The sequence below is a fragment of the Virgisporangium ochraceum genome (assembly GCF_016863655.1).
GTDB classification, from domain to species: Bacteria; Actinomycetota; Actinomycetes; order Mycobacteriales; family Micromonosporaceae; genus Virgisporangium; species Virgisporangium ochraceum.
In genome coordinates, this window is record NZ_BOPH01000105.1 from 113,589 (window position 1) to 131,545 (window position 17,957).

Consider the following 17,957-nt stretch of genomic DNA (forward strand, 5'->3'; position numbering starts at 1 on the left):
CGCGGTCCGGGCCGAGACAGCCGATACCCTCCGCCCGCAGCGGCAGCCCACCGACGCTGGGGATCACCGGGAGGCCGTCGAGGGTGGCTCCGGGATCTGTGCCGGGCCGTGGGCCGCCCATCAGCCCCGGTTCTGCCGGTGCAGAAACTCGACATCGGCAGCCGTAAGCTCGCCCGGCGTGGCCGGTAGCCAGGCCGGGTCGGGCTGGTGCGGCGTCAGGCTCAGAAGCCGTAGGCCGTCGCGAAGCTCCGCCGTAGGCCAGAATGGGCCCGGTCGGAAACTCGGGTGGGGCCACGACCGTCGGGTATCCGGGCACGGCGACGAACCGGTAGGTGACGCCGGCCCATGTCGGGCCGTCAGCGATCGGCCGGACGTCGACAGCCCCGAAGGGCTCGAAGCGGTCGGGAAACTCGTACGGCCGCAGGTGGCGGACGACCTTCGGCGGGACCTCCTCCACCGGAATGTCGCCAAGGTCCATCGCCACCGACCCGACCCGACCGGAGGCGAGGAACCGCAGCGCGCGCCAGGTGGTGACGCCGGCGACGGTGGGGCGACGTAGAGACCGTCGGTTCGCATCGGTGGAGTGTCGATACTTGCGACCAAGTGGTGCCTACATCCACGACCAAAGCCATCCGCGTCTGCCGACTCGTCGGGTAGCCGGGGAACGGTACGCGTTGCCGGCACCACGGCTGCGTCGTGGTGCCGGCGGCGTGGTTACGGCTTCGGCGGCACGTGGCAGGTGGCAACTGTGGAGGTGTTGTCGGATGCGTCGACCGCCACGATCTGTGCGTCACCGCGGAGTCGGACCTTGTAGTCGACGACGCCGGTGCCGGGTTTGACCTGCGGCTCGGCACCCGGCGCCTGGGTGAGCTTGATCGTCGTGCCGGCAGGGTACGGACCGAAGTTCACGGCCGGGTCGCCGGTGTCCCGGATGTACAGCTCCACATCAGGATCGACGAGGTCCTTCCCGCCGAGAACGTAGAAGCCGTCCGGGTTGTCCGACTTCGGCGGGTTGTCGGCGGGGTTGCCGCCCGGCGTGCAGGTCGCTGTCGGGGCGGTGGTATCAACGACCCGCATCGTGGCTGTGTCCTGTCCGACGTTTCCGCCGCTGTCCTTGGCTGTGCAGGCCACCTTCGTGTCGCCCATCGGGAAGAGGCTGCCTGACGGCGGCACGCAGACCGGGTTCAGGTTTCCGTCGAGGTCATCGACGGCGCTGGCCGGATAGTTGATCACCGCGCCGTTCGGCCCGGTCGCCTCGACGGTCTTGTCCTCGACGGTCACCACGGGCGGCTCGTCCTCGAGCACGTGGACCGTGATGTGCTGGACGAAGTCCGAACCAGCCGGGACGCCGCCGAGCTGGAACCGCACCGAGCACTCCAGGGTGGCACCCTCGGCGGCGTCAGCGGCGACCTCGACGGTCTCGACGAACTCGGCGGCCTCGCCGCCAGGCACCGTGACCTCGTCCGCGTCGAAGGAGACGGTCAACGCCGGGTCGCACTCCAGGATCTCGGGCGTGACCGTCACGTCGAGTTTCTGCAGTCCTGACAGGATGGCTGCCGACACCTGCGCGGGCGACGGGCTGAGCAACTGCCCGCCGGTGGCGGTGACCAGGTCGCTGGCCTGATCCAGGGAGTCCAGGCCGGGGGCGAGTTCGGTCTGCACGTCGACGCCGACGACCCGGGCGCCAACGCCCTGCAGCGCATTCTCGGCGGTGTCGTAGCTGTGCCCGTTGCTCGGGTCGTGGCTCGGCGCGTCGCCGATCAGCACCACCACGGGGCTGCTGTCGTTCCGGAAGTTGAAGCTGGCCACCTCGACCAGCGCGTTGATCCAGTCTTCGGGCTCGTCGTCACCGCCGCCCGTGGTCAGCCCGTCGACGGCGGCCTTGACCTTGCCGGCGTCGCCGGTGAGGGTCTGGTGCACCTTGAACATCTCGGGTCCGTCGGTCTGGTCGCGGTAGGACGCCACCGCGAAATGCGCCTCCGACTGTGCCGCGTGGACCGTGCCGATGATGTCGAGAATCGTGCCTCGCACGTTGTCGATCGCCTCGTCCATGCTGCCGGTGGTGTCGATCAACAGAACCACGTCGGGCTTCGGCAGGATCGTCGGGGTCTGCACCACCTTGTCGACGTCGAACGACTCACCCGGCGCGACCGTGCGCTCGACGGACTTGGGTTCCACCCCTCGCTCGGGCTTGGCGCAGGCCGGCGACCCCGCCGCCAGCAGCGTGGCGACGGCCGCTGCGAACACGGCACATCGGGCAGACAGGCGGCGCCGAACCGCGCCATTCAGGACGAACACGGCAGTACTCCTCAGTGACCCAGCCGCAATGGGCGCGGCGATTGATCACGACACTACGTTGGGTGGTGGCGTAGTCACGTAGGGTTCGGAGCGACTGGGTGGTCACAAACCTGACAGCCGGCAGACGATCGACAGAGCCCACTCAAATGGCCTGAAGACGACCGCACGCTCCAACAGCACCCTCCACGGGCGAGATCGCAGGGAGACCAACTCCCGAAGATCGGCAGATCCTCGACGATCAAAACTCCGGACATCGGGTGCACCTCCATGATCAGGAGTTACACCGTTTGTTCCACAGTCCCTCATCCCCCCATACCGCGCCCGAACCACACAACATCATCGCTACCTGGGTGGGGAAAATGATCTGGCAACCCTGGGGATCAAATCCCGACGCCATCACCGGCACCGTGGCCGAGTCACGGCGGCAGCAACCGAGCGCGCCCGCCCACGCGACCGACCTCACCCGCGACGAACTTTCCACAACACTCGCCGCAGCCGAAGCGGCGAGGCGGCTGGAGATCACCAGGCCATGCTCGCAGGATCCGAGTTGGGCAGGTTCGACGCGGCGGTAGCGGTCAACGGAGATCTCCACTCGGCACAGGTCCTTCGCCGCACTCGGGAACAACTGGCTGACCGTCGACCCCGTACTGTTGCGCGGCGACATCGCCTACAACCTCGCCCGGGTGCTGTGGACCCGCATCGATGGGTGATCATTCAGGGCGCTCATCCGGCGTTCACCGCCGAGATGAGCCGCATCATCGGCTCAGCACCGAACGCCGACCCAGGTGTACGCATGCCGCCGACGGGGAACGATCCCGGAACCACTCCGGCCTGATCAGCATCGCCTCCCCGGAATTGGACTCAGGAGGCGCGGCATCCATCCCCGGCCGGGTGGCTGTTACGAGTAGCCATGGAGTGCGCGGGGACGGTACGGGGCTTCCAGAACCGCTACGTCGTCGTCGCTGAGGCGTAAGTCGACGGCCGCCAGGGCGTCATCGAGCTGGCCTGGCCTGGTGACGCCGACGATGGGCGCGGTCACCGGTGCCTTGCCCAACAGCCAGGCCAGCGCGATCTGCGCAGGTGGCCGGTTGTGCCGGTCGGCGATCCCACGCAGCGCGTCGATGACGTCCGTGTCGCTCCCGTCAACACGCTGCCATCCGTCGGCCCGTTCGGCGAGCGCACGAGGCGTGTCACGCCGACCGCCGGCGAGCAGCCCCCGGGCCAACGGACTGTACGGCAGGACGCCGATGCGCTGGTCGGCGCAGAACGGGATCATCTCGCGCTCCTCCTCACGGTAGGCGAGGTTGTAGCGGGTCTGCATCGATACGAACGGGGTCCAGCCGCCCGTCCGTGCGGTGAACTGAGCCTTCGCGAACTGCCATGCGTACATCAAGGACGCGCCCAGGTATCGAACCTTGCCGACTCGCACGAGATCGTCCAGCGCCGCCATGGTCTCCTCGATCGGTGTGTCGGCGTCCCACCGGTGGATCTGGTACAGGTCGATGTGATCAGTGCCCAACCGCCGCAGCGAAGCGTCGACAGAGTCCATGATGTGTTTGCGGGACAGGCCACGGTCGTTGGGACCGGACCCCATCGGGTAGAAGACCTTGGTTGCAAGGACATAATCGCTGCGCCGAGCGAAGAGCTTGCCGAGCAGACGCCCGGTGACCTCCTCACTCACCCCTCCCGAGTACATGTCAGCGGTGTCGAAGAAGGTCACGCCAGCATCGACGGCGTGCCGCACCATCGGCTCAGCCGCATCCTCCGACAGGAACCACGCCTCGGCGGCCGGATCTCCGAAACTCATCATGCCCAGGCCGATCCGAGACACCTTGAGACCCGATGAGCCGAGCCGGACGTACCGCATCCCGATACCTCTCCACCAGTAACAAGGGACGGCTGCCAGGAGGTCCGCAACCGCGTCCACGAAAAGGATGACGCCCGAATACTTCCAAACCGCGGATCAGATCGTGAAGGGCTCATCGAAGGCCCAACGCCTGATTCCGTTCAGACAATCGAGGCCAGGAGCCCACAATTCCTTCAGATGGCCGGCAAGCAGCGCCAGTACCCGTGTGCAGACGCACTGTGATCGGCCAGATCCGGAAGCCGAGGTCGCGTCGCCGGAGCGCCGGGTGAAGAGCGCCGGAACGCCGCTGTCCTGGAAACCCACCCGTCGGATCTCCCCCGAGGGGGATATTGTCGGCGACCGTGACTGATCAGCAGTGGTCATTCGGGGGAGACCTGGCAGTTGAGCGGATCGGCTACGGCACCATGAAGCTCACCGGCTGGCCGCGCGGCGAGCGACCCGGCCGAGACGACGCCCTGGCCATCCTGCGCCGGGCCGTGGAACTCGGCGTCAACCATCTCGACACCTCGCACTACTACGCGCGTGACGGCGTGGCCGCCAACGAACTGATCCGCACCGCGCTGCACCCGTACCCGGCCGACCTGGTGATCGTGACCAAGGTCGGCGCGCTGGTCGAGGGCGACGACATCACCCGGCCCCCGGAGGAACAGCGCGGCCTCACCCCCGACGGCCTGCGCCGCGGCGTGGAGGCGAACCTGCGCTCGCTCGGCGTCGACCGGCTGGACGTGGTCAATCTGCGCATGGGTGACAGCGAACACACCGACGCCCCGTTCGAGGCCGCACTGGAGACCCTCGCGGCCCTGCGTGACGAAGGCCTCATCCGCTACCTCGGCGTCTCCAACGTCGGCCCGGATCAGGTCGCCCGGGCGCGCGCCGTCACCGACATCGTGTGCGTGCAGAACCTGTACAACATCGCGGCCCGCGACGACGATCCGCTCGTCGACGCCTGCGCCGAAGCCGGCCTCGCCTACGTCCCGTTCTTCCCCGTAGGCGGGTACCGCCCCCTGACCGCCGACCATCTGACCGCCGTCGCCGACCGCCTCGGGGCCACCGTCCCGCAGGTGGCGCTGGCTTGGCTGCTGGCCCGCTCGTCCAACATCGTGCTCATCCCCGGCACCGGCTCGCGCGAGCACTTGGAACAGAATGTGGCGGCCGGCCGGCTCCGGTTGACCGAACACGACCTGGCGCTGCTCGCGGCGTGAGACCGGCCCCGGGCGGGGCCGGGCACCGTCATGGGTGTCTCCAGGTACCGATCGATGTCTAGGATCGCCCGGTCCCACCCTGCCCGCTATCGATATGAGGCGTCGCGTTGGCCGGATCTCTGCTGGCGGTCACCGCCTTCGTACTGCTCCTCGTCTACCTGACCCTGTTCGTGGCGCTGCACCTGCAGCGCACCGGATACAGCCCGATCCGCAACGCGGTCAGCGAATACGGTGTCGGGCTCGCCGCTGTGGTGGTCACCATGGTGGTTCCGGCGTTGCGGCGGGTCTTCGGTCTGTCCGAGCGTGTGTATCTGCTCAGCACCAACGTGTGGTTCCTCATCGTCGCCCTGTGCCTGACGGTCGACGCGTGGTGACCCGGGCGCGCGATGACCCATGGCCGGTCCGGTGCGGTTCACCGCGCTCCGGTTCCGTGCGGTTCACCGCGGTCCGGTTCCGCGCCGGGGCGCTGCCACACTTCTCGTCGGGCCCGGTCGCGGCGGCGGTCGACGATGCGGTCGCGGCCGACGACGTGTTCGGCCCGGTCGGCCGCCGGATCGAGGTCGAGGTCCGCGCGTCCGACCGGCTCGCCGCCCGCGCCACGGTCGTGGAGAACCTGCTGATGACGCTGCTCGACCGGCGCGTGTCGACCCGCGGGTCGAGGCGGCCGTGCGCCGGACCTACCGCGACGCCGCGAGCCTGCACGTGGACCGGCTCGGACCCGAGCTGGGCCTGAGCGCCCGGCACCTGCGGCGCGGATTCCTGTCCACGGCGGGGGTTCCGCCCAAGGAGTTCCAGCTGCTGGCCCGGTTCCAGCGGTCGATCCGGACCCTGCTCAACCCGGCGCGGACGAGCTACCTGCCCGTCGCGATCGAAGCCGGTTACTGGGACCAGAGCCACTTCATCAAGGAGTTCCACCGCTTCACCGGCCAGTCGCCGGCCCGTATCCCCGAACCCCGCTGCGGACTACCGAGGGCCTGAGTGCGTCGGCTATGTGTTCGGGCTGGCGCCGGGTAAGTGTCCGCGGCTTCACCGAGGGGCGGCGCTGCGGTCGTGAACCGCCGCGGCAGTTATCTGCCATCATCGGCGGCATGAGCCTGACGGACTGGCGGCCGTTCAACGAGAACTGGCTCCGCGACCTGCGCTGGCGGCTGATCGGCCGCCGCCGCTTCCGCGCCGTCGAAGAGCTGCCGCTGGACGAGGTGGCCGAGGTTCGGGTCAGCTCGCAGCTGCGGCCCTACGACCCGGAGTACAAGGAGTCGACAACCTATACCTGGCTCAGCGTGCGGACTGTCTCGGGTGCCCGCTACGTCAGCGGCCCGGCCGTCCAGACCCAGGAGCAGCGCGAGGCCATGATGGAGGCCTGGCGAGAGCACTGTCCGCGCGCGACGGTCGCCTACCACCGCAGAGCCCCTTACCCGGCGGGCACCGGCGACTGAGTGGACGTTTTGTAACGTTTCCGTAGATCGTCATCGCTCGATGTAGGGATGTTTGCGCAGCGTATCCGAGCGATCTGACCGACGAGCAGCGGGCGGTGGTCGGCCCGTTCCCGGCTGCGTGGAAGGCGAAGCATCCGTCGGTGTCGGGGCATCAGGGCCGCTATCCGCTTCGGGAGATCGTGAACGCGATCTTCTATCAGAACCGGACCGGGTGTCAGTGGGCGTACGTGCCGCACGATTTGCCGCCGACGTCGGCGACGTACTACTACTTCCTGTCGTGGCGCGATGACGGCACCGACCAGCAGATCCACGACCTGTTGCGCTGCCAGGCGCGGGAGAAGGCCGGCCGCAATGAGGATCCGACCGCGGTCGTGCTGGACACCCAGTTGATCCGCGCGGCCAACCATGTTCCGGCCGCGACGACCGGAAAAGATGCGGCCAAGAAGGTTCCGGGGCGCAAACGCGTCCTTGCCGTGGACGCGCTGGGCTTGATAATCGCCGTGGTGGTGATGGCCGCGCCGGCCGCCGACAACCAGATCGGCGTAGCCCTGGTCGACCGGGTCGTCGAGCACACCCCGACCGTGACCAAGGCGTGGGTCGATGCCGGGTTCAAAGACGACGTCCAGATCCACGGCGCTGTCAACGGAATCGACGTCGAACAGGTCAAACGCGGTGATACGAAGCCGGGGTTCGTGCCGTTGTCCAAGCGGTGGATCGTCGAACAGGTCCACGGCACCGTCATGCTGCACCGCCGTCTCGTGCGCGAGTACGAAACCCGGCCCGCGTCCAGTGAGTCCTGCACCTGGTGAGCGGCGACAGCGAACCTCGTCCGTCGGCTGACCGGCACCACCACCCCGACCTGGCGCCAACCGTTGCCCGACGACGGATGAAGCACAAGGGGTGAACCACGAACGAGTCCTGGAACTGATCACCACACGGGAACCGGTGTCTCCTATGCATGCTCACGGCGGCATGCGCGTGCACGTCGCGTGTCATGAACGCAAGCAGTTCTCCACGCGGTCGGCCAGCTCTGAGATCGTCAGTAGGCCATCGAGTTCCAGAGTTGCGGTCCGGCGGATCAGGGGCTCGACCTCGGCAACGTACCGGGTGATGTCTGCCTGGTGCTCCGCGGTCTTGCCGTAGGGATTGTTGGTCCGTACCCGCACCCGGTCGAGCAGCGTCTCCAACGGGACGAGGAGGTAGATCACGTGCTCAAACCGGTCGTGGAAACGGCCCTGGTTCTGCGCCGTTCCGCTGACGGCGATGGTGGCGTGCTCGGCGAGCAGCGCGCTCATCCTGGGCTCGTCCCATAACGCGCCGGGCAGCTCCCAGCCGTCGTAGTCGGTGTCAACGGTCGTGAAGCCGCGCCGGGCAACGGCTGCGAGAAGGGTGCTCTTACCCGCGCCCGACATTCCCGTGAGCAGGACTCGCGCCATGCCCGAGGCTACATCGCGGAGTCACAGTAGTCGGCATGTTGGCGCACTCGGACCGGTCGCTTCGGCGGCTACGAAGATCAAGGAGCCGGCCGTCAACCTTGCGGGTTCATGGCGCCGACTCGTCGACAAACGACACGGCTCACCTCAGCTGGACCGTCGTGACATCCCGCGTGGCGTGCCCATGCGATGGAGCGCGCTGTCCGCGGCATGAGCGTGCGTGTCGGGCGCCCTAGAGTGCGGCCTTGTGCCGCCGGTGGATCAGTTGACGGTGCGGCCGTCCAGCGTGTCGACGACGAAACATGCGCACTGCAGGATCTCCAGGAGAGCAGCACGCACCCGTCCGATCGCGTCGTCGTCCACATCGAGGTTGGGCCTGACCCGGTTTGACGGACATCTGAGATCAGGAGCCGGACGGCTCCGGGAGGATGTCCACCATCATGGAGAGCATGGGTAAGAAGCGGTCGCGGCCGCGTCGGGTGTTCACGGCGGAGTTCAAGGCCGAGATCGTCGAGTTGTGCCAGCGTGGGGACCGCACGGTTGGTCAGGTCGCGAAGGATTTTGATCTGACCGAGACCGCGGTCCGGGCGTGGGTAAAGCAGGCCGAACTCGACACCGGCACCCGCTCGGACGGGCTGTCCCGCGATGAGAAGGCTGAACTTGCCCGGTTGCGGCAGGAGAACCGCAGGCTGCGCGAGGACGTCGACATCCTCAAGCGGGCCACGGCTTTCTTCGCGAAGGAGACCCGGTGAACGTCTATCCGTTTCATCGGCGCGGAGCAGGCCGGCCGACGCAACGTCAAGCGTGCGTGCGAGCTGATGAAGGTCTCCAGATCCGCCTACTACCAGCACATCCACGGCGACCGGTCACCGCGCCGACAGGTCGACCAGACCCTGACCGAGCAGATCACCGCCGTCCACGAAGCGTCGAAAGGCACCTACGGCGCCCCGCGGGTCCACGCCGAACTCGCCGCCGACGGACACCGCCACGGCCGCAAGCGCGTCGCCCGCCTGATGCGCACCGCCGGCCTGCGCGGCAGGTGTCCACGCCGGTGGCAGACCACGACCGTCCCGGACCCAACCGCTGCGGCTCGCCCGGACCTGATCGACCGAGACTTCACTGTCGACGCCTACGCGGTCGACACCCGCTGGTGCGGCGACATCACCTACGTCAACACCTGGGAAGGCTGGCTCTACCTCGCTACCGTGATCGACCTCGCGTCGCGCCGCATCGTCGGCTGGGCCGTTGCCGACCACCTGCGCACCGACCTGGTCGACGCCGCCCTCACCGATGCGCTCACCCGCCGCCGGCCCGCCTCGGGACTGGTGTTCCACTCCGACCGCGGCTGTCAATACGTCAGCGCCCAGCACGCCCGCCTCGCCGCACACCACGGCATCCGCCTGTCCGTCGGTCGGCGTGGGCAGTGCTGGGACAACGCCGTCGCCGAGTCGTTCTTCGCCACGATCAAGACCGAACTGCTGCACCGACAACCATGGCCCACCCGCCCCGCCGCCCAGCGGGCGATATTCGAGTACGTGGAAGGGTGGTACAACACCCGTCGCCGGCACTCCAGCCTCGGCTACCTCAGCCCCGCCGCCTACGAAACCAGCGTCAGCAACGTAGCCTGAAGATCACCACATCGACCCTGTCCGCCGAATCGGGTCAAGTCCACCATGCACCGCATCCGGCTGAAGGGGTCACGGTGCGCCGGTACGACGGGCGTTCTCCGCGATCACGCGGATGAGTTGCGGCCACGCACCGCGGGGGAGGTCGTGGCCCATCCCGGTGATGAGGTGGAGGCGTGCGCCGGGAATGGCCTCGGCCGTCGCTCGCCCGCCGGACGGGTGACACATCCGATCCTCGGTTCCGTGGATTACGACGGTCGGCACGGTGAGCAGTCGCAACGCTTCGGTCCGGTCGCGGGCCGCGCGTACCGCGCGGTGCTGGCGACGGCGGCCGTCGCGTGCGTGGGGATCGCGCTTGAAGGCAAGCGCGGTGACGCGCCGCAGCTCGTCGAGGTCCTGGGTGAAGCCGGTTGAACCGACCGTCGAGAACACCCGAACCCGGCGTTCGATCGCTTCCTCCTCGGTCCTGGGAGGTCGGGCAACGAGGTGACGGAACACGCGCAGCGATGTGCGCCCTTTCCCGCGGCGACCCGTCGTCGACATGATCGAGGCCAAGGAGCGCACCCGGCCGGGATCCTGGATAGCCATCAACTGGGCGACCATCCCACCGAGCGACGCACCTACCACGTGCGCGGATTCGACCCCGAGGGCGTCGAGAAGGCCGACGGTGTCATCGGCCATGTCCTCCAGGGTGTATCGGCGTCCGGGTAGGTGCGTCGAGCAGCCCGCGTCGCGGTTGTCGAACCTGACCACGCGAAAGCCCTCGGCGGCGAGCTGGCGGCAGAAATCCTCCGGCCAGTGGATGAGCTGGAAGCCCATACCCATGATGAGCAGCATCGTGGCCTCGTGGGGGTCGCCGAACGTCTCGTAGCAGAGGTCAACGTCACCGACTGTCGCGAGCCGCGGCTCGTCGTGCCGACCACGATCAGCGGCGCTCATGCCACGGGCCTCCACCAAAGGGGTTGCCGCCATGACCGATGGCCGGCGGCACGGATGAGAAGGAGAAGCGCCCACTGTACGGCCCATACCTCGCATCACGGCAGCATTTATCCGCGCATCCCGTATCCGCACATCGGCTTCTTATGCGCACCGATCATGGTCCGACGCAGGTCTACAGAGATCGCTTGGGTCCTCCCCCGACGACGCGAGCGTGCCGGGCAACGGCGATCAAAAAACGGTGCAAGTTACAGGCCAGCGGCGACGTGGGAGATGTTCTGCAACTCCTGCCGGCGAGTCGCGCCTACGTAGATGATCAGTGCATTGAGCTGGATGTTCTCGCAGGGGCGACCAGCCATCACATTCGTGATCGATCCGTCCTGCCAGTCGCTGCGGTTGACCGGACGCTTGAGCGACGAGGCCAACCTCGACGACGGCGCCATGCGGCCGCCGATTTCGCGCTGATCGATCTCACGGCTGAACGGGAGGCGAGGTGAGCCACCCCGGGAAGTTGGGGGCCCGTACGGGTGGCCTGGGTCCGGTGGAACATCGAGGACTGTTCCGGGCTGCCAAGATCCACGTCGGTCTTGACCTTTACCGGGTCCGCGGCTGGACCATCTGGTACCGCCACACCACCCTGGTCCTACTCGCCCCTGCCGTCCTGGCCACCTGCGCCGCCGTCACCGAACCAACACCGCCCGACCCGACCCGCCACGGCCGCCATACCCGACCGATCGCGTTGACCATGGCCGAGACCTGACACCTCGTCGGCGTTCTGATCAACCAACCGATCCGCGACATCGTCCACGGGTGGTGATCGTAGGCGGGTGGACCCGTACACGACGTCAACTACGCGGCCTTGCGTCCCGGCGGGTAGGGAAACACCCGATGTACGTGCGTGCGGGGCGACCGTACGGTCGCGCCATGACCGATTCGTACGGCGGCAGTGGCGTCACCACGGGTGGCGGCTCGGCGCGGGAGTGGCTGGTGCCCGGCACCCACACCGACGCCGGCGGCGGGCACACCGACGTCAGCGGACCCGTCGACGACGGCGGGCGTACCGGGGCCGACGGCGTCGACGGCGTCATGCCCACCCCCGTAGGTCCCGGCATCCGGACCGACTATGACGGCGACGGCACGCTCGACACGCTCCTGCGCGACACCGACGGCGACGGCGTCGTCGACGAATACTGGCGCGACTTCGACGAGGACGGGCGTTACGAATCGGTCGAGTACGACACCGAGGGTGACGGCGATCCGGACCGGAAGGTCACCGACGCCGATGGCGACGGCCGGGTCGACCGATGGGACTACGACACGAACGACAACGGCCGGTACGACGTCGCCCTGATCGACCGCAATCACGACGGCATGCCGGACCTCGAACGGGTAGATACCAACCATAACTTCCGCGTCGATCTCGAACGGTACGACGACGACTACGACGGTGACTTCGACCGCGCCCGCGAGGTGATCGAATGACCGGCCCCTATGGCGACCGCGACTCCGCCACGAGCACCGGCTCGGCACGCGAGTGGTTGGTGCCGGGTACCCACACCGACGCCGGCGGCGGACGCTCCGGGGTCGACGGTGTCGACGGGGTCATGCCGACCGATCCCGGCCCGGGTGGAATGCGGACCGACTCCGACCACGACGGCAGGCTCGACACCGTGTACGTCGACCGTGACAACGACGGCACGGTGGACGAAATCTGGTTCGACCGCCACGAGGACGGGCGGTACGAGCAGATCGAGTACGCCGCCGACGACGGCACGCCCGAGCGCATGGTCACCGACACCAACGGCGACGGCAAGGTCGACCAGTACCGCTTCGACACCAACGGGGACCACCGCTACGACCTGGTCCTGATCGACCGCAACCACGACGGCGCGCCCGACTGGGAGCGCATCGACCTGCAGGGCGACAACGACGTGGACATCGAGCGCTACGACGACGACTACGACGGCGACTACGACCGCGTCGAGTACAACGACTGATCCCGCCAGCCCGGCACCGGCACCGGCACCGGCACGGAAACGCCGGCCACGCCCATTACCAGCGACGCCTCGCCCAACTCACCGGATAGATCACAAAGTGTCACGGGAGTACCAGGCCGCGGCTCGTATCTGCCGCTGCGAGGCGCCCTCACCGGTGGTTAACACGCTGGTGCCGATAGATCGCATGCCCGGAGAGTCTCGCGGAGCGGCAAGGGCGTCAGGGTCGTGGCCGGTCGATCCGGTAGACGTAGTGGCGCCGGTCGTCGATCGGGTTGTCGGGTTCAAGCTCGCCCTGCGCGACGCGGGTCAGGCCAACCTTCTCCAGGGTTCGCCAGGACGCGATGTTGTCGGCGTGTACCGGAACGATCACGCATTCGGCGTCCTGATGCGAGACCCACAGGTGCTCCAGCGCCGAGCGGATCATGCGGGTGCCGATGCCGCGTCCGACGTCGGCCAGGTCGCCGATCAGGTAGTCGATGGTCATCGCCCGCGCCGGCACCGCCATCGTCGGCGCGAGCTCTTCGACATATTCGGGGTAGTCGTGCCAGAACGAGCGCTGCACCAGTCCGAGCGGTGCGCCGTCGAGGAACGCCAGGCAGTCCTCGTTCGGCTCCTCGCGGCGCGCGGACGGGCCGAAGTCGCGCTGTACCGCCTCCACCGACGTCTCGTGGTTCCACCAGCGGGCCACGTGCGGTGCTGCCAGCCAGCGGGCCAGCAGCGGGAAGTCCTCCGGGGTGACGAGCCGCCAGGTCAACATGACGCTGACGGTAACACGGGCCTGTAACCGTCAGCATAGTATTTCGGCATGGACGAAGAGCTGCCGATCCTCGGCACCGAGCCGCTGGTGGTGGAGTACGCCAACACCCTGCACGGCGGGGACCACCTCGGTGCGCCGTGGTGCGCCGCCGCCGGCGTCGCCCCGTTCCGCGACATCGTGGCGGCCCGGTCACTGCGGGATGGCATCCATGCCCTCTTCACGGCCGCGGCCACCGGCGCGGCGCCGCCCTACGCCGCGATCGCGCTCGTCAACGCGGTCGCGGCCGCCGCTCCGACGTACCCGCAGCTCGTGCCGCAACCGACCGGCGGGCTAGCGGCCGACCGCCGGGACACCACGACCGGTGACCGGGCCCTGCTGGGCAGCCTTGCCACCGCATGTGTCGAGCTGCTCACCGACGGCCGCGCCCGGCTGCTGCGCCGCTGCCTGACCCCCGACTGCCACCTGTTCTTCCTGCAGCACCACCCGCGGCGTCGCTACTGCCACGACTCCTGCGCCCACCGCGACCGCCAGGCCAGGTACTACCACCGCAACAAGGGAAACGGCCGCCGGTCCGGCACGTCGGAGACGGTGTGAGACGACCGTTCGTCCTGTTGACGGTCCTCCTCGCCGGCTGCGGGCGTCCGAGGACGCCTTACGCCTCTCGATCGCGTCGGCCACCGAAGGTCAGTGATCTTCTCATCTGAGGTCCCCTCCGTTTAGTCGGAGGGCTGGGGTCATAGGGACCGCGCCGCCTATGGCCGGACGTGATGTAGCCGGCCGGGTCGAGTTGGCACGCAGGGAGGCGTCCATGTTCAGTTGCGCCTTGCGGGTGACCGAGATTCCGGTTGCGTCCTGCACCGGTCATGACGCCGGGACGACTCGGGCGGCTCGCCGCCCATCGCTACGCCCTCTTGGGCATCTCCACCTCGTCCTCCGCTACCGCCGCGTTCTTGCCCCGCCAGGTTCGGCATCACCGCGGTCGCCGGCGCCGTGCTGGCGGACGGGCGTCGACCTGGTCGCCGCGGGCGTAGCCGGGACGCTGGTCGGCGTCCTTGCAGCATTGAGGCCCCGTCGCCACGACATCGCAGCCGTGTCGCGCGGCGCCCCTGGCCGGCAATCACGACAGTGACGATGACGGGTGTCTGGAATTCCGCGGCGTGGGTTTGCCGGCCTACACAGGGAATGCGATCCGGATGACGGTGGACTCGGCCGCAGCTGGGCTCGAGGACCGCTGGTGGACGCCTGGCTACCAGAGTTCTTCACGTATGAGTGCGCCCAGGTTGGCGGTCAGGGTGGTCGCCTGCCAGCTGAGGTTGTCGAGTTCGGCGCGCGTCGTCGTCGCGTCGCTGGCTGCGGCCCTGAGGCCAAGGGATGTGACGTAGTTGAAGGTCTGGCGGATCTCCTCGGTCGCGTAGTCGACCAGCACCTCGCCCAACTGGCAATACACTGCAACAAGCCGTTCGGCTACCAGCAATGGTTCCTGTTCGACACCACCTGGGCGGGTCGCACCCCGACCTGGCGCGCTCACTGCTGCGCTGCGCCGAACAGTGGGAACCACTCGACTGGACCCTACGCGGGCGGCTGACGCCGCCGGCGTAGGTGGTCAAATTCCCGCCCGGGCCCTGGTCACCGGCCTTCGGCGGGCTGGTCGACCGAGATGCGCACCGGCTTCGCGAACACCGGTGACGCCGGCACCAGCGCCGCCGTCACCGCCAGAACAACACCGAAACCCGCGACCGCGACCTTTTTGATGGACATCTGTTCCTCCTCGGGATCATGCGACTGTGGCAACGTTCCACGACCACGGGCGGAAATTGCCAGGCAACACTGAAGAAATTTGCCCGAGTGGAGAACCTGCACCCGTAGCGCCGGATCGGCCGCGATCTCGGCCGGCGCGAAGGGTTTGGTGACCCGCCCGCCGGACGCAGAGCCTGGTCTGGCCGAGGAAGCACGGCAGGGCCGGGTTGCCGACTGGGACGCCCCCGGAAGTGGACGGCGTCAGGTGATCCACGTGAGCTGGCGGGATGTGCTGGCCGATCTACGCTTCATCCGCGTCGATGCTCGCGGGCAGGAACGAACATGGCTCGACCACCTGAACACCTACCTACGGAGAGTGGTCCGGTTGCGGTCCATTGCTGAGAGCTGGACGTACCGCGTCGCGCTCAACGACGCACGTCCTGCGGACGGCGGCGCACGCACGTTCCTCGAGTTCGTCACCGACGATCACGTCTACTTCCACCCCTACGGGGTCAGCGGCTGGCCCACCGACCCGCCGAGCTTCATGGCGTTCCGGTGGCAGGGCGCGGTACGCCGGATCCACCGGGTCATCAAGGCCGACGTTCCGCCCAGCCTGCTCGACCGCTGGCCCGATCTCCCAGCCACCCGACGACACGGCACGCCCACACGCCGTCTACGACCTCGGCCCGCAACTTCCGCCCACCGAACCCGTTCCCAACGGAGCGCCCTACCGCGCAAACCGCCTATGCGTCCTCCTCGACCAACTTCAGACGGAACCGACACTGGCCGCTGCCGTAGCGAACGGTAAGCACCTCGCCGGCAGCTAACCGCACGAGGTCACCGTTCTCGAAGTTCGACCGCTCCCATACGCTCGATCGGCGGCAGATCGGCCTGAATGGCCGTCGCTTCAGCGCCTCAGAATCTCGAGCTCGTCGCCCCAGCTGTCGATGACAGGGGTAAGGACGTGGACCTCGACCTGACTGTCGAAGGCCGCGCAGGCCCTTTCGACACGCTGGAAAGTCGCCCGGACCGCTGATGGGTCACCATCCAGGGTGGCGGCCAGCAGGGCGAGCAGTTCCTCGGCGTGCCACAGGGTGAGGGGGTGTTGACGGAGTTCCCAGGGCAGGTACTTGTGGTAGGGGCGCACCCGTCCTTCCAATGTGAAGACGACGTCCAGGAGCCAAGGCATGGACTCCGCGGCGTCCAGGCGTCGTTCCAGCGATCGTCCGTCGCGATCGTTCTTGAGAGCGCGATAGGCGAAATTGAGCCAGCCGTCGAGCCGGTCATGCTCGACGAGAATTGATTCGGCTTCGTCGATGGTGACCGTGGCTTGCCGATGAAGCGCGGATGCCAACCGCCCTTCGGTGCGGTCCAACAGCATCGGCGCCCAAGCGAACGACCACCGGTACCACCATCCATTGGTGCCGAACGGCGGCACCCGCTCGAGGTCAGAGATCGCGACGATGGTCTCGTCCAGCGCCGCGGAACGGCTCGTCTCGGGCCCGCGTCCGCCGGTGTCGGCCAGGACGGTGAAGACATCGAGATCGGACCGCTCCGTCGCCATGCCTCTGCCTGCCGAGCCCGACAAGACCAGTCCCACCAGGTCCTCTCCGTAGTCCGCCTCATTGCGACGCACCAAGTCCGCCAGCACATCGCGGTGCTCGGAAGAGAGGTTGGGCGGCAGTCGCAGGGCGGCAGTCTGGTCTGTCACAGTCGTCACGCTCGCCCTCGGAGGTCGGCACTTGCAAGCAATTTGCGGTACGGACTGCGTGCTCTTCCTCAGCATGACGGCGCGTCTCCCGCCGGCCGCAGCACCGGGAGGACCAGCTACGACGGTGACCAGATCGTCGAAGCCGTTGCGCCCGCCCGGCGGCAGATCCGCGTAGCGCGCGTAGCGTGGCAGATCCGCGTAGCGCGCGTAGCGTGGCAGATCCGCACGCCGCGCTCGTCCCGGCCAGATCCGCGTGGCGCGGCAGACATGCGCACCTCATCGCAACCGGCGGGGCTGGTACTTTGCCCTCTTCCGGCTTCCTGGGAGGACACCGTGAACTCCATCGAGGAGATCCGCCTTCTGTGGGGGCAGTTGATACCTGAGACGGGGAAGATCGACGCGGCGGTGCCCGAGAATGTCCGTACGTTCCTGACCGATGTCGGGCTACCCGCGAAGCCGTTGTGGGACCTTGACTTCACGCGCGGGGAGGCATTGAGGCCATTCGAACGCGACGGTCGCCGATGCCTTCCGATCGCCGGTTACCCAGCCATCCGCAACTCGCCCTACGTATATGTCTTCGTCGCCGACCTGGCCACAGGAGCGCTGCTGCAATGGCTGTCCGACGCGATATGGGAATCACCACCCGATCCGGCCGAGCATCCTCCCGCGTTCGTGAACTCGAGCGTCGAGCAGTTCCTGCTCACGGCCGGGCGTTACCTCGCCATGATCGACATTCTGAGCGCAGGTGCCGGAGACAGGGCAACCACCGAGAGGTTCTATCGCAATCTGGAGTCGGCGGACCCGGACGCCCTCGCGCCATCGGGATTCTGGCGATTCAAGTTCGATGAGCTGGCAATATCGGATGCATGACAACGCTGGTCGCGTCAGCCGACGCCCAGGGCGGAGGTGATTCGTCACATCCCCGACGTCGAAGCGTCGAGCTACGGGCCGGGAATGT

At 67.8% G+C, this 17,957-nt stretch carries 21 protein-coding genes and 1 pseudogene; 13 read left to right on the top strand and 9 right to left on the bottom strand.

Features of this window, described 5'->3' with window-relative positions:
• Window positions 1-714: 714 nt before the first annotated feature.
• The 3 genes from Voc01_RS38625 to Voc01_RS38635 all read right to left on the bottom strand — a co-directional run bounded on the left by Voc01_RS38625 (window position 715) and on the right by Voc01_RS38635 (window position 4,165).
• The gene (locus tag Voc01_RS38625) at window positions 715-2,247 is read right to left on the bottom strand and encodes a vWA domain-containing protein (RefSeq protein ID WP_203932648.1); all 1,533 of its coding nucleotides are present in this window, start codon (window positions 2,245-2,247) and stop codon (window positions 715-717) included.
• 322 nt (window positions 2,248-2,569) lie between these two features.
• Window positions 2,570-2,890, bottom strand: a complete 321-nt coding sequence (locus Voc01_RS38630; RefSeq protein WP_203932649.1) for a hypothetical protein — start codon at window positions 2,888-2,890, stop codon at window positions 2,570-2,572.
• Between the two features lie 306 nt (window positions 2,891-3,196).
• Entirely contained in the window at window positions 3,197-4,165 is a 969-nt protein-coding gene (locus Voc01_RS38635) for an aldo/keto reductase (RefSeq protein WP_203932650.1), read from the bottom strand.
• A 341-nt stretch (window positions 4,166-4,506) separates the two neighbouring features.
• Between Voc01_RS38635 and Voc01_RS38640 the strand changes: the two genes are divergently transcribed.
• From Voc01_RS38640 to Voc01_RS38665, 6 genes and pseudogenes are all read left to right on the top strand, one after another.
• On the top strand, window positions 4,507-5,367 hold the full coding sequence (locus Voc01_RS38640) for an oxidoreductase (RefSeq protein WP_203932651.1): 861 nt from the start codon (window positions 4,507-4,509) through the stop codon (window positions 5,365-5,367).
• Between the two features lie 107 nt (window positions 5,368-5,474).
• Window positions 5,475-5,741, top strand: a complete 267-nt coding sequence (locus Voc01_RS38645; protein WP_203932652.1) for a hypothetical protein — start codon at window positions 5,475-5,477, stop codon at window positions 5,739-5,741.
• Window positions 5,742-5,797: 56 nt separating this feature from the next.
• Window positions 5,798-6,100, top strand: a complete 303-nt coding sequence (locus Voc01_RS38650; protein WP_203932653.1) for a hypothetical protein — start codon at window positions 5,798-5,800, stop codon at window positions 6,098-6,100.
• Window positions 6,034-6,345 (top strand): helix-turn-helix domain-containing protein, encoded by a 312-nt coding sequence (locus tag Voc01_RS38655; RefSeq protein WP_203932654.1) that lies wholly within the window; start codon window positions 6,034-6,036, stop codon window positions 6,343-6,345. The genes Voc01_RS38650 and Voc01_RS38655 overlap by 67 nt, the downstream gene beginning before the upstream one ends.
• Before the next feature lie 110 nt (window positions 6,346-6,455).
• Window positions 6,456-6,803 (top strand): hypothetical protein, encoded by a 348-nt coding sequence (locus Voc01_RS38660; protein ID WP_203932655.1) that lies wholly within the window; start codon window positions 6,456-6,458, stop codon window positions 6,801-6,803.
• Window positions 6,804-6,835: 32 nt separating this feature from the next.
• Window positions 6,836-7,609: pseudogene (locus Voc01_RS38665) on the top strand (IS5 family transposase); the annotation flags it as partial.
• Between the two features lie 186 nt (window positions 7,610-7,795).
• On the opposite strand, the gene Voc01_RS38670 reads toward Voc01_RS38665, so the two are convergent.
• Window positions 7,796-8,239: an AAA family ATPase gene (locus Voc01_RS38670; protein WP_239160806.1), complete on the bottom strand. Its 444-nt coding sequence runs from the start codon at window positions 8,237-8,239 to the stop codon at window positions 7,796-7,798.
• A gap of 446 nt (window positions 8,240-8,685) precedes the next feature.
• Here Voc01_RS38670 and Voc01_RS38675 point away from each other — a divergent pair, with 446 nt between their 5' ends.
• Together Voc01_RS38675 and Voc01_RS38680 are read left to right on the top strand one after the other, a co-directional pair.
• Window positions 8,686-8,988, top strand: a complete 303-nt coding sequence (locus Voc01_RS38675; RefSeq protein WP_203932656.1) for a transposase — start codon at window positions 8,686-8,688, stop codon at window positions 8,986-8,988.
• A 15-nt stretch (window positions 8,989-9,003) separates the two neighbouring features.
• A complete protein-coding gene (locus tag Voc01_RS38680; protein ID WP_275423800.1) occupies window positions 9,004-9,864 on the top strand; it encodes an IS3 family transposase in 861 nt (286 codons plus the stop codon).
• Window positions 9,865-9,933: 69 nt separating this feature from the next.
• On the opposite strand, the gene Voc01_RS38685 is transcribed toward Voc01_RS38680, so the two are convergent.
• Window positions 9,934-10,800 (bottom strand): alpha/beta fold hydrolase, encoded by an 867-nt coding sequence (locus Voc01_RS38685; protein ID WP_203932657.1) that lies wholly within the window; start codon window positions 10,798-10,800, stop codon window positions 9,934-9,936.
• Between the two features lie 309 nt (window positions 10,801-11,109).
• On the opposite strand from Voc01_RS38685, the gene Voc01_RS38690 reads away from it, so the two are divergent.
• From Voc01_RS38690 to Voc01_RS38700, 3 genes are all read left to right on the top strand, one after another.
• Window positions 11,110-11,262 (top strand): hypothetical protein, encoded by a 153-nt coding sequence (locus tag Voc01_RS38690; protein WP_203932658.1) that lies wholly within the window; start codon window positions 11,110-11,112, stop codon window positions 11,260-11,262.
• Window positions 11,263-11,721: 459 nt separating this feature from the next.
• Window positions 11,722-12,279 (top strand): hypothetical protein, encoded by a 558-nt coding sequence (locus Voc01_RS38695; RefSeq protein WP_203932659.1) that lies wholly within the window; start codon window positions 11,722-11,724, stop codon window positions 12,277-12,279.
• A complete protein-coding gene (locus Voc01_RS38700; RefSeq protein WP_203932660.1) occupies window positions 12,276-12,794 on the top strand; it encodes a hypothetical protein in 519 nt (172 codons plus the stop codon). Before Voc01_RS38695 ends, Voc01_RS38700 begins: the two co-directional genes overlap by 4 nt.
• Window positions 12,795-13,011: 217 nt before the next feature.
• Here Voc01_RS38700 and Voc01_RS38705 read toward each other — a convergent pair whose 3' ends face one another.
• Window positions 13,012-13,551, bottom strand: a complete 540-nt coding sequence (locus tag Voc01_RS38705) for a GNAT family N-acetyltransferase (protein ID WP_203932661.1) — start codon at window positions 13,549-13,551, stop codon at window positions 13,012-13,014.
• A gap of 48 nt (window positions 13,552-13,599) precedes the next feature.
• On the opposite strand from Voc01_RS38705, the gene Voc01_RS38710 reads away from it, so the two are divergent.
• Complete coding sequence (locus Voc01_RS38710; RefSeq protein WP_203932662.1) at window positions 13,600-14,145, top strand: ABATE domain-containing protein; 546 nt, start codon at window positions 13,600-13,602, stop codon at window positions 14,143-14,145.
• Window positions 14,146-14,797: 652 nt separating this feature from the next.
• Here Voc01_RS38710 and Voc01_RS38715 read toward each other — a convergent pair.
• The 3 genes from Voc01_RS38715 to Voc01_RS38720 form a co-directional block, all read right to left on the bottom strand.
• Window positions 14,798-14,986 (bottom strand): hypothetical protein, encoded by a 189-nt coding sequence (locus tag Voc01_RS38715; protein ID WP_203932663.1) that lies wholly within the window; start codon window positions 14,984-14,986, stop codon window positions 14,798-14,800.
• A 191-nt stretch (window positions 14,987-15,177) separates the two neighbouring features.
• Complete coding sequence (locus tag Voc01_RS54255; RefSeq protein WP_275423794.1) at window positions 15,178-15,309, bottom strand: hypothetical protein; 132 nt, start codon at window positions 15,307-15,309, stop codon at window positions 15,178-15,180.
• Window positions 15,310-16,195: 886 nt separating this feature from the next.
• Window positions 16,196-16,999: a hypothetical protein gene (locus tag Voc01_RS38720; RefSeq protein WP_203932664.1), complete on the bottom strand. Its 804-nt coding sequence runs from the start codon at window positions 16,997-16,999 to the stop codon at window positions 16,196-16,198.
• A gap of 333 nt (window positions 17,000-17,332) precedes the next feature.
• Between Voc01_RS38720 and Voc01_RS38725 the strand changes: the two genes are divergently transcribed.
• Window positions 17,333-17,869, top strand: coding sequence for an SUKH-4 family immunity protein (locus Voc01_RS38725; RefSeq protein ID WP_203932665.1), 537 nt, complete (start codon window positions 17,333-17,335; stop codon window positions 17,867-17,869).
• The last annotated feature ends 88 nt before the right edge of the window (window positions 17,870-17,957 follow it).